Genomic DNA, 12,222 nt, shown 5'->3' with positions numbered 1-12,222 from the left:
ATTTTGAAAAAATTATTAACACTTTTACTTGCAACACTATGCTTATTTGCACTAGTTGCCTGTGGTACATCTGAAGATGAGAGCCAAACTACAGGTGATAACAATGCTAGTGAAGGAACAGAAGAAGACAACGAAACGGCTGATCAAGAAACTGTGGAACTTGTTATTGGAGCAACTAGTGTTCCTCATGCAGAAGTATTAGAAAAAGCAAAACCTTTATTAGAAGAACAGAATATCAACATTGAAATTGAAGTATATCAAGATTATGTTTTCCCAAATGATGATTTGGAAAGTGGCACTTTAGATGCTAATTATTTTCAACATATACCATATCTTGAGTCTCAAAAAGAAGAAAAAGGATTTGACTTTGTAAACATTGGCGGTATTCATATTGAACCAATGGGAATCTATTCCAAAAACATTACTAGCCTTGATGATATTGAAGAAGGAACTGCTGTAATTATGAGTAACTCTGTTGCAGATCATGGACGCGTATTATCACTTCTAGAAAGAGAAGATCTATTAACTCTAGATGATAGTGTAGAGGCAGTTGATGCAACCGTACAAGACGTCGCAGAAAACCCATTAAACCTTGAGTTTGTAACCGATGTTGACGCTGGTTTCTTACCTGAATTTTATGATCGTGAGGAAGATTCATTAATAGCGATTAATACTAATTATGCTATTGAAGCAGATTTGGTGCCAACTGAAGATGCTTTAATTCTAGAAGGGGCTGAATCTCCATACGTGAATGTAATTGCTGCTCGTGCTGAAGACGAAGATAACGAAGCTCTCCATAAATTAGTAGAAATATTACGTTCTGAGGAAATTCAAACATTTATAGAAGAAGAATATCAAGGGGCAGTAGTACCAGTATCTGAATAAAAAAATTAAAAAGCGTGGCAATTGCCGCGCTTTTTAATTTTTCATGAATTAATACCCTGTCAAATCAGTCAGGACTATTACTCCCTCAATTTTTTATAAGTTAAACCTACTGACCAACTGATTCAAATCTTTCGATAGTTTCGCAAGTGAATCTGCGTTACTTGCGATCTCTTGCATGGATGCGGATTGTTCCTCAGCAGTTGCTGAGCTCTCCTCAATGCCTGCCGCTACTTCTTCTGATGTAGAAGCAATATCTGTACTGGCACTGCTAACTTTTTCACTTGATCCAGCAATCTCTGTTAAATTCGTTGTGATAATATTGATACGATCAATCATACTACTCATCGACGACTTAATCGTTTGAAAGCTTTGCTGACTTTCCAGTATCTGTTCATTGCCAGTCTCCACTTTTGAATAACCACCTTCAAGGGCACCAGCCACTTCAGAGGTTTCTGATTGGAGACCACCGATAATATCTGTTATTTCTGTAACAGAATCACTCACTTGTTCTGCTAATTTACGTACTTCATCTGCCACAACAGCAAACCCTTTACCAGATTCTCCTGCTCTTGCTGCTTCAATCGCTGCGTTTAATGCTAAAAGATTTGTTTGTTCGGCAATATCTTGTATCACATCAATTAGTGTCGATATTTTTTTTGATTGATTTTCTAAACCTTTTACTTTTCCAACGGTTTCTTTCATCATTACTGTAATTTCTTTCATATGGTCTACTGATTGATTCATTTGTGTTTCACTTGTTGTTGATAATTGCAGGACATCCTCTGATGCAGTTTGTAAAGAAGATCCCTCTTTGCTTGAATCTCCTATTTTTCGGTGTAATGCTTCCATCGATGCCGAAATATCTCCTGAAGCACTTGCTTGTTGCTCCGCCCCTTTTGACATTTCTTCCATCGTAGTTGCTATTTGCTGTGAGCCTTGACTAACTTCATCAGATGCTCGTGAAAGTTCATTACTTTGACCATTTACCTGATTAGAAATCGTTTTAATTTGTCCGACCATATTTCTTAATTCATCCATCATTCTGTTCGTACTCTTGGCTAAACGACCAATCTCATCTTTTCTGTTATCATCTAAATGTACCATGTCAAGATTACCATTTGCTACATTTTCATTCACTTCTACTAACTGCCCAATCGGTTTAGTAATTTGACGAATTAAGAAAAAGCTCATAAGAAATAATATTACGATAAATATAGCCATGATAATAATAAAAGCAACAAAAGTATAATATGTCGTCATTTCAATTTCTTCTATAACAGTAGTCGTGCTCTCATCTAATTCCTGTTGCAATAAATCGATCTCATTACGAGCAATTTCAAATTCACTTCGCATATTGTCTAATAAACTGTTGATCATAACGGTATCTGAATATTCAAAAATCGATTCAGTCATCGTTTTCCATCTGTCGAAACTAGCATAAAAATTAGAGAAATGTTCGTCAACGAGCGTTTGATCAAGATGTGTATCTTCTCGCAATATTTCCTCTGCTATTTGCATTCTTTCCTCTACTTGCGCCACATTTTCTTGGTAGTCTGTTACATATGTTTCTTGATTTCCTTCATCTGCAAATGATGTAAAAATAGCTTGATCTGCTTGATATAAATCTCGATCAGCATTCAATAAATTAAAGGTTGGCTGATAAAGGTCATCATAGAGTTGTTGTTTTAATTGGTCACTTGTTGATACAATAGTCATAATGAATAGAGTGGTGCTTGCTACAATTACAAGAATAGCCAATCCAAGAATGGCGTATAACTTTGTAGCTATTTTTTGATTTTGTATAAAACGTTTCATTTAGATTCCTCCTCCCTATATATATCGACATAAACAGACAAAATATTAACTTAGGAGATGGTAACATGCAGACATTAGTATTAGAAGAAGCGTGGGAAAGAACGATTAGTGAACAGGATCATCAAGACATCATCACAATTTTCAATAAAACGAAAGAAGCACGAAAAAAAATCATCCCGATTCGATCTGCTTTCAATCATAGGGATGATTTGTTAATAACTGTATTACTTCATAATTTTGCTGATACAAAGCTAGACTTGCGTAATGTAACCATCCAACTCTTACAGGAAGACGAGACTTTAGCTACTCAACATTTTCAAGACAACAGGCTATTGTTAGACCCTGCTACAAGTATGCCCTGGACATTCATTTTTCCTGAAAATAGCTACTCATCGCTAGAAAATTTCGATAAACATTCCTATCAGATGATTATGATACCTTAGCCGAGAGCATCTCTACGGCGATAACTAATAAAACTGAACACAAGCCCCACCGTACTAATAAATAATAAAATTAAAATCGGTGTCCAATTAAAATCATCGACTGGTAATTGTGGAATATGCGAAAAACTTGATAAATCCGCTAACCAGGTCGGCATATCGATTAGTCCTCCTAGATATACCGTAAAAAAAGAATAAACGAGATAGAGCCAAACCAATGGTGTCGATTTCGGTTTCCATGCAAATAATAAAACGGCAATCATTAGAACCAATAGCATCGCTGGTAAATACGACAGACCTGCTTTTAGTAGATTAACAAACGTAATAGGTTCTTCCATAACTTGTGAAGAAGCAAACCACAAACCAAAATTAGCAAGAAAAAGAGACACGATTCCAAGTAGAATAGCGATGATTAAATAATGGGCGATGAGTGAAAATCTTGAAATCCCTCGTGTCAATAAATGCTCTGTTCTGCCTTTCTTCTCTTCCCCTCTCACTCTGAGGAAAACTAACACTGCTGGTATCGTCGCCATAATGGCTAATACCACCATTAACATTGTAGTAAATTGTTCTGTCATACTATATCCCCGATTGTCTCCTAGCATTTGCATGAGCACTTCGTTATTTTCAAAAAAAGCTTCCAAATCACCGAATACCGATCCATAGGATGCCCCTAGAAAAAACATCACAATGATCCAGGAAATAATAGTCGTTCGTTGTAACCTCAGAATCAGCCCCAAAGGAGATAACAACCATCTTGATCCCTCTCTTTTACCTGGTTTTGACAGCAGGAGGCCTGCACCAAGATCCCTTTTGTTATTTAAATAAAATGCGATCAGTGTAAACACAAGAGACATAAGGATAGTTACGAAGATAGGCCACCAATAATTTTGCACATATACTTCTGTTCTCAAAACAAGACCAAGTGGTGACATTAAACTTAACACCTCACTGCTTACATCACCAATCGCTCGTAATAAATAGGCGACTATTAATACTAGAAACGAAAGACCAACTACACCACGGGATGTTTCTGAGAGTTGGCTAATCAACGCTGTAATCGAGGTAAACCATAACCCTGTAACTGTAAGGGTTAGCCCATATAAAATAGAGCCTGTCATCCCCATTCCAACGAGGTTCATCGCAATTAAGCCAATACCGATCAATAACCCAATCACGATATTTAAGATAGTAACAAAAATAACGGTAGCACTTAAACTAGACAGGCGTCCAACCGGTAAAGAACGAAGTAATTCCAGTTTCCCCTCTTCTTCTTCTGCTCGTGTCATTTTTGTCACGAGTAAAATACTCATTACAGCAAAAACAATTGCTGTAAACAATAACATTTGGTGTGCCATCATTGCTCCATTTGTATAATTATCCAAACCATAACCAGGTCCTACCATTGCTGTCATGGCCGGGTTTTCCATTGTTTGTGCCATCGATTGCCGTTCCTGATCTGACTGATATAACCCAGTAAAAGCAGAAGCTGTTAAGACCGTGACACCAACTAACGAAATCGTCCAAATCAAGCTCGCTTTTCTATTTTGTCTACAGGTGAAGAACAACAACTGAATTACTTTATCATATAACATGCCCTCACCCCTTATTCAACTGATCTTCAGAATGATAATGGCGCATAAATAAATCTTCTAATGTTGGTGGATTACTCTCTATACTTTTGATCCCTAATTGACTTAATTCTTTCATAACTTCGGAGAGTCGCTCCGTATCTACTTGAAAAGAATAAACTCCTTTATCTAAAAACAAATGATGAACACCCGGTACATCCCCTAATATACTAGCCGATTTTTCCGTTTCGACTCTAATATTTGTTCTGGTTAAATGACGTAAGTCGTCTAATGTTCCACTTTCAATCATTTCACCTTTTCTAATGATACCGATCCTGTCACAAAGCTTCTCCACTTCTGATAAGATATGACTAGAAAGCAGTACACTTTTCCCTTGTTTTTTGACCTCTTCTACACATTGTTGAAAGACTTTTTCCATTAAAGGATCTAATCCAGAGGTAGGTTCATCCAGAATAAATAGTTCACTTTCAGAAGCAAATGCAGAGATAAGTGCTATTTTTTGGCGATTACCTTTAGAATACGTGCCAGCCTTCTTTTTGGGATCTAATTGAAACAAGTCAATAAGGTGATCTCTTTTTGTTTTATTTAATTGCCCTTTTAAGCTTAAAAAAGTATCGATCACTTCCCCACCGGTTAAATTCTCCCACAAGTGAACATCCCCAGGTACATATGCTACCTTTCGATGAATTTCAACCGCATCCTTCCAAACATCTTTACCAAAAATAGTCGCATGACCTGAAGTTGCTTGAATAATGCCTAATAAAATACGGATAGTAGTTGATTTCCCAGCACCATTGGGTCCAATAAAACCGTAGACCTCTCCCTCACGCACTTCAAATTCAACGTTATTTAAAGCTTGAAATGACCCAAACTTCTTACTAACTTTGTTTATTTCGATTCGATTCAATAACAAAACCTCCTTGTAGTTTTGAAATATTATTGCTTATATATTTCATAATATATAAATTTTTATTTAATTTCAATATATTTTGAAATATATTTATTGTTTAATTTCAAAACATTAATTAAAATGAGATATAGAGGTGAAGTAAATGGACGGTTTTCAAAAACGAACCAAACTAAAACAAAATAGAATATTAGAGGCGGCATTACAATTATTTTCTCTATTCGGAATAAAGAAGGTGTCAATTAGTGAAATTGCCAAAAAAGCTGAAGTTTCCCAAGTAACTATATATAATTATTTTGAGAGTAAGGATAATTTAATCCATCAAACACTTGTCTATTATATAGAAAAAACGTATCAGAAATACCAGGATATTATTAATCGTAATACAAGTTTTCCTGAAAAAATAGAAAACATCATCTTTAATAAAGTCGATATTGCAGGTTCTATACACCAAGAAATTTATCAATATCTAATGAAAGATTTTGCAGATGGACAATCCTATTTAGAAACCATTTATCAGGAAAAATCGATACCGTTTTTTCAACAACTAATCGCGCAAGGAAAAACGGAGGGGTATATCCAGAAAGAAATATCAGAAGAAGCCATCATGTTTTATATACACATGATGAAAGAACATATGCAAAAAGAGGAACTAAATGACTATTTATTACCTATTACAGAAGATATAATGCACTTATTCTTTTATGGTATAATGGGCAAAAAAGAATAACAGTATGCCATCAAGGAGGCGCATTGATGACTTTATCTCCAAATCAACGATTCACGTATAACGACTTACTCACTATTGTTCAACAAATACCGACACCAATGTTCATTTCAGAAGTAACAGATGCACATCATATTACTATTAAAGAATCTAACCTTGCTGTCGTAAAAATAACTGGCTATCCAAAACAAGAACTTCTTAAAATGAGTCCTTATGATCTAATAGATAAAGATCTGCTTCGAAAAGCTAGTTTTGATCAAAAAAAGATTTCTGAAGATACGCCTTTTATGTTTGAGTCGATTATTACCAAAAAAGATGGTTCCGTCACTCCGGTCTTGTTTCAAGTCATAATCATTACATTAAGTCAAAACAAAAAATATTCGGTTACCTTGATTCATGATATTACTGATAAACGAAATACAGAGGTATTGTTAGAAAAGACTCATCAACAACTGGAGTCGTTATTTGTCTATAACCCTGATCTTATTTTTATGCTAAATAAACAAGGGGATTTTACCAACGTTAACCCTGCTAATGAGCGCATATTACTGTACACAAAACATGAAATGCTGCTCATGAATTACAATGATATTATTTATGAAGAAGACCTTGAATCGACTAATCAAAAATTTAATGAAGTACTTCAAAATGCGACCGTGCAAGTTGAATTACGAGTGTATAATAAAGCCGGAGAGATTCTTACTTTAGATATTACAGCAGTCCCTACGATAAATGACGGACAAGTTACTGGTGTTATTGGTGTAGCGCGCGACATTACTTTTGAGAAAGAAATGGCAAAACAACTTCAAGAAAGTGAACAGCGCTATCGTTCCATATATGAAAATAATATTGATGCTGTTCTTTCGTTTGACTTGAATGGGTGCTTCTCCTATATTAATAAAGCAACCGAACAACTAATGGGTTATACTGCTAAAGAATTAATTGGCACTCCTTTTCTTCCTCATATCATTCCCGAAGAAAGAAAACGTACTGCAGAAGAGTATGCCAAGGTAGAGCAGGGAATTGCAGTTCAGTATGAAACGTGTATGCTCAACAAACAGCAGGAATTTGTCTATCTGCATGTCACTGTTATTCCGATTATTGTCGATGGAAAATTAACTGGTGTTCACTGTTTAGGTAAGGACATTACGGAAAAGAAAAAATTTGAAGAGAAATTGAATTACATGGCATATCATGATTATTTAACGGCACTACCGAACCAGCATTACTTCCATCACAAATTAAAAGAACTAATGGAAACAGAGCATTCGTTAGAACCTTTTTCTATTTTCTTTTTGGATTTAGATCGTTTTAAGTCGATAAATGACTCCCTCGGTCACGAATATGGTGATAAATTATTAAAAAAAGTAGCTGAAAGACTACAATGGTATACACCTGGAAATGCAACTGTTTTTCGATATGGAGGAGACGAGTTTATTGTGCTTTTACAACAGACTACCCTATCTAAAACAACTGAAGTAGCTGATCAGCTAATGACCTCATTATCTCAACCATATGATTTAGAAGGAATTGATATTGTCACCACACCTAGTATAGGTATCAGTGTGTATCCGCAAGATGCCCAGGATTCCAAAACACTTATCAAAAAAGCAGATAATGCGATGTATCATGCTAAACGAATGGGTAAAAGTAATTATCAGTTTTATCATGATTCCATGCATAGTAAAATACAAGGGAACATTGAATTGGAGTCTTTATTACGAAAAGCAATCAAAAGAAACGAATTTTCTCTTTTTTATCAGCCACAAATCGGAACAAAAAGTAATCAAATATATGGAGCAGAAGCTTTGATTCGTTGGAATAGTCATGAACTAGGAATGATTTCCCCAGCAGAATTTATTCCGTTAGCAGAGGAAAGTGGTTTGATCGTCCCGATTGGTGAATGGGTAATTAGAGAAGCTTGTCAACAGGTGAAAAACTGGCAATGTGCAAATCTTCCTCTGTTTCCAGTATCCGTTAACCTGTCTATTAGACAATTCTATCAGTCCGACTTAATTCCTATGATACGAAAAATAATAGAAGAAACAGGAATTGAACCACACTACTTAGAATTGGAAATAACAGAAACAATGGCAATGGAAGCTGAAAGTGCGACGATTATTTTGCAAGAATTAAAAAATACAGGCGTGAAAATAGCAATGGATGACTTCGGTACAGGCTATAGTTCCCTTAATTATTTAAAAAAATTTCCGATCGATCATTTGAAAATTGATCAGTCTTTTGTCAAAGATATTTCCTATGATAAAGATGACAAAGATATCGTCTCTACCATTATTGTATTAGCGCACAACCTTAACATGCTTACTATTGCTGAAGGTGTAGAAACAGCAGAACATGTTGCATTTTTAAAAGAACATAAATGTGATGTATTACAAGGATATCATTTTAGCAAACCCTTACCACCACAAGAATTTGAAAGTTGGCTTAAAAATTGGGTTAAAAGTGAGAATGAATAGGTCTTATTTCAAAAGACATTAAAGAGAGACTTCTATTAGAGAGCGGGATAGATAACTTCAAACATTAACGATACTATTTGTATTGTTGCGTAATATTAGGATACTGCGCCATAAATGGGATGGTAATTTTGAGATGAAGATTGTGCTTAAAATCGCTCCGGCTTGCCCACTTCCCTTTCCATGGGCTTTTTCCTTCAGCTAACTTTTTCATGCAACAAACGCATGAAAAAGTGGATCTTCAGAAAAAAGGATCCCATAGGAGTTGAAGTGGGCGCCTACGCTTAATGAAATTCTACAAATTTTTGTAAATGCTAATATTTTTGGTTCTTCTACAAATAATTACCACAAAAGATGGTGATAAAGGCAAAAATGCATCCTCTTGCTTTAGCTGAAGGGCATAGAAAAGCGAAGGCGTCCGTTTTCACTCCTGCGGGATGTTTTTACCCTAAGATCCACTTTTTTAGCGAACTTTGCTTAAAAAGTTAGCTTAGGGTAAAAACCCGCGGAAAGGGAAACTGACAAGCCGAAGCGGTTGCAAAGCACATATAAAATCTCATAATTACAGCTATGTCGCAGTATCTTCCTAAAACGCATAAAAACCTTTTGTCCCACCCTCCGCTTATTCACTAGTTAGCTTATTAGTCGAAACTCAAATCCTAAAGGTGAGTATTATGAACGGTTACCATCGTCATAAAGCTGGCGAACATAGGATTCTACTTTATGTTGATAATCAGGGAGTTGAAATTGTAAACTATCGGCTACAAAAACCACCAATTCCTTATACATCGCAAACATATGAAATAAAACACGCCAGCAATCATCATAAGTAGATAAATTATACATTTGTTGCAATGCCTTCCATTCAGTTTCTGACACGTATTCCTCTAAAAACTTATATGATTTCCCCAGATTTACTCGAAAACCATACTGGCAACCTACTTTCCATGCCATCATTCTTAATATTTCTTCTTGCATAACATTCTCAATATGATCAATTGCATACAAAAATTCTTTACGACAAAGCCCTTTTGTTACATATGTAGAAACCCACCAAAACTCATTACAAGCATCTAAATATTGATTTTCAGTCGGTATCTGCAGATAATGACTTTCCTCTGTCGGGATTGGTTTATTGTTAATTCGTTTATCTTTGTCCAATAGTATTGTCGTTAAACTATCATTCTTCATGTATTGATCCAATTCCTCGATCGGCACTAGCATTAAGTCTATTCTATTGCCATCTGTAAATTGCATCAAAAAGCTAAACCAATTTCCTAGTGATGGCGGAAAAAGCTCGCTATCTTCTGGAGTTTGCATAATTAATCTCTCTCCGAAATAGTCAAGCCATTCTCTGTTTTTAATAAAGGAATTCATTTCTGTAACAAGATAGACAATATCATAATCTTGGAACCTATCACCTATGATTTGAGGATTTACCCTTGACCCATTCATACCAACTACTCGAATCCTATCATCGTCTTCTGCAAAGTTTAAAATTAGTTGCATCATTTCTTTTTGAGTACGCATTCATTTTCTCCTTTTAAAAAAATATTTTGATCATAATTAAATATATTTATTAGTTATAAAGTATTGCTAAAGACATTAAAGTGTAGTATATTTGAATCAGTTATTAAACGACTAAAAACGACAATATATTCACAAGGAGACGAACAACATGACAATAGGTAAGAAGATAGTCCTAAGCTTTAGTGTTATTATTCTATTCATTATCGGAATTATCACGATAAGTTGGTTTAGCTTACAAAACTCCGAAAGTGAAACCGCTAAAATTATCGATGATGCTATCCCATTATCTGATGCAGCTAATAATATCTTAACCGCATTAGTCAATCAAGAAACAGGTGTAAGAGGTTATCTTGTTACTGGAGATGAAAGCTTTCTTGAACCCTATTATACAGGTCAGGAAGACGTGGATCAAAATCTAGAAATTATAGAAACACACCTTGATGGTCACCCCATTATGGCCTCGTTGATCGACGAAGCTAAACCTAAAATCGAAGATATCCAAAGCTTTTTTGAAGCAGAAATTGCACTTGTTCAACAAGGTGATATCGATCAGGCAAGAGCAAATATTGATAATGGTAAGGAATACTTTGATTCCTATCGTGAGACTCATCAGTTAATTGTAGAAGATACGGAAAAGTTAACCAATGATGCCTGGGTAAGAGTAAATAATGTAACAACTCAGAGTATCATATTTATGCTATCGATTACTGGAGTTATCCTCTTAATAACGATTGCTATTACTATCTATTTAATCCGAACAATATCAAGACCTATTTCATTGGTTTCTACAGCCTTAAATAAAATTTCAAATGGGGACTTAACAATCGACAAATTGAAAGTTAGGTCAAAAGATGAAGTAGGAGTACTATCTAACTCATTAAATAAAATGTTAGATGATTTATCAGGAACTATTTCAAAAACACACGATTCCGCAATGCAAGTAGCTGCTTCTTCAGAACAACTTACTGCAAGTGCAGAGCAAAGTACTGAAGCAAATGAACAATTAGCTTCACTTGTTCAAGGTAACTATGAGGGTGCTGAAGATCAGTTAAAGAAAATCAATACGGTCTCAAATTCCTTACAAGACATGGTTAAAAGTGTCAATAGAATTTCTGATAACAGTAAGGAGATGGAGGCTGCAACCACTAATTCTAGTGAGCAGGTACAAGATGGTATGCAATCTATAGAAGAGGTTGTAGGCAAAATTCACGATATTAAATCTTCATTTGATAACATGAATGTTACGATTCGTTCCTTAAACAACCATTCAAACGAAATTGGCAATATTTTAAATCTAATAACAGATATTTCTGAACAGACTAATCTTCTTGCTCTAAATGCTGCAATAGAAGCTGCGCGAGCTGGAGAACATGGTAAGGGGTTTGCCGTGGTGGCAGATGAAGTAAGAATATTAGCCGAAGAATCTAAGAAATCAGCAGATCAAATTGCTAATATGGTAAGAGACATGCAAGCTGAAACTAAGAAAGTTGTTACTTCCATCGATGAAGGGAATATACAAGTTACGGAAGGTATAGCTTCAACGGATAATGCAAGTAACGCTTTTTCAAAAATTCAAGAGGCAATGACGAATGTATCCGGTAAAGTAATCGATGTGACTGGGTCGATCGAAGATATCGAAAACCTATCCATTTCCATTACAAATGAATTAGAAAATGTAAAAGAAATTGCAGAAAAGAGTGTTGAATCCAACCAAGAAAGTTCTGCATCAACAGAGGAGCAATTAGCTACCATGGAAGAAATATCGTCCTCTGCACAATCACTTTCACATTTAGCAGAAGACTTACAAGTTGTTATATCAAAATTTAAGGTAAACTAAGCAAAACCATTACGA

Annotated in this window: 9 protein-coding genes; 5 read left to right on the top strand and 4 right to left on the bottom strand. The window is 35.3% G+C overall.

The genetic code is table 11. The features are described 5' to 3' along the window. Positions 1-3 precede the first annotated feature (3 nt). On the top strand, positions 4-885 hold the full coding sequence (locus BUC25_RS14790) for a MetQ/NlpA family ABC transporter substrate-binding protein (RefSeq protein WP_073202664.1): 882 nt from the start codon (positions 4-6) through the stop codon (positions 883-885). A 93-nt stretch (positions 886-978) separates the two neighbouring features. On the opposite strand, the gene BUC25_RS14785 is transcribed toward BUC25_RS14790, so the two are convergent. Then, complete coding sequence (locus BUC25_RS14785) at positions 979-2,700, bottom strand: methyl-accepting chemotaxis protein (RefSeq protein WP_084543480.1); 1,722 nt, start codon at positions 2,698-2,700, stop codon at positions 979-981. A 65-nt stretch (positions 2,701-2,765) separates the two neighbouring features. On the opposite strand from BUC25_RS14785, the gene BUC25_RS14780 reads away from it, so the two are divergent. Next, a complete protein-coding gene (locus BUC25_RS14780) occupies positions 2,766-3,143 on the top strand; it encodes an SLAP domain-containing protein (RefSeq protein ID WP_073202663.1) in 378 nt (125 codons plus the stop codon). Here the strand turns inward: BUC25_RS14780 and BUC25_RS14775 are convergent. Further along, positions 3,140-4,735, bottom strand: a complete 1,596-nt coding sequence (locus BUC25_RS14775) for an ABC transporter permease (RefSeq protein ID WP_073202662.1) — start codon at positions 4,733-4,735, stop codon at positions 3,140-3,142. The genes BUC25_RS14780 and BUC25_RS14775 overlap by 4 nt on opposite strands. Positions 4,736-4,739: 4 nt before the next feature. Next, complete coding sequence (locus BUC25_RS14770) at positions 4,740-5,639, bottom strand: ABC transporter ATP-binding protein (protein ID WP_073202661.1); 900 nt, start codon at positions 5,637-5,639, stop codon at positions 4,740-4,742. A gap of 145 nt (positions 5,640-5,784) precedes the next feature. On the opposite strand from BUC25_RS14770, the gene BUC25_RS14765 reads away from it, so the two are divergent. Both BUC25_RS14765 and BUC25_RS14760 read left to right on the top strand, forming a co-directional pair. Next, a complete protein-coding gene (locus BUC25_RS14765; RefSeq protein ID WP_073202660.1) occupies positions 5,785-6,369 on the top strand; it encodes a TetR/AcrR family transcriptional regulator in 585 nt (194 codons plus the stop codon). A gap of 26 nt (positions 6,370-6,395) precedes the next feature. Next, complete coding sequence (locus BUC25_RS14760; RefSeq protein ID WP_073202659.1) at positions 6,396-8,843, top strand: sensor domain-containing protein; 2,448 nt, start codon at positions 6,396-6,398, stop codon at positions 8,841-8,843. A gap of 669 nt (positions 8,844-9,512) precedes the next feature. Here BUC25_RS14760 and BUC25_RS14755 read toward each other — a convergent pair. Then, entirely contained in the window at positions 9,513-10,370 is an 858-nt protein-coding gene (locus tag BUC25_RS14755; RefSeq protein ID WP_073202658.1) for an aminoglycoside 6-adenylyltransferase, read from the bottom strand. A 148-nt stretch (positions 10,371-10,518) separates the two neighbouring features. Here BUC25_RS14755 and BUC25_RS14750 point away from each other — a divergent pair, with 148 nt between their 5' ends. Beyond that, a complete protein-coding gene (locus tag BUC25_RS14750) occupies positions 10,519-12,207 on the top strand; it encodes a methyl-accepting chemotaxis protein (RefSeq protein WP_073202657.1) in 1,689 nt (562 codons plus the stop codon). The last annotated feature ends 15 nt before the right edge of the window (positions 12,208-12,222 follow it).

Source organism: Gracilibacillus kekensis (assembly GCF_900143085.1).
GTDB classification, from domain to species: Bacteria; Bacillota; Bacilli; order Bacillales; family Amphibacillaceae; genus Gracilibacillus; species Gracilibacillus kekensis.
The sequence above is the reverse complement of the archived record's forward strand: the minus strand, read 5'-3'. Positions and strand labels throughout refer to the sequence as shown.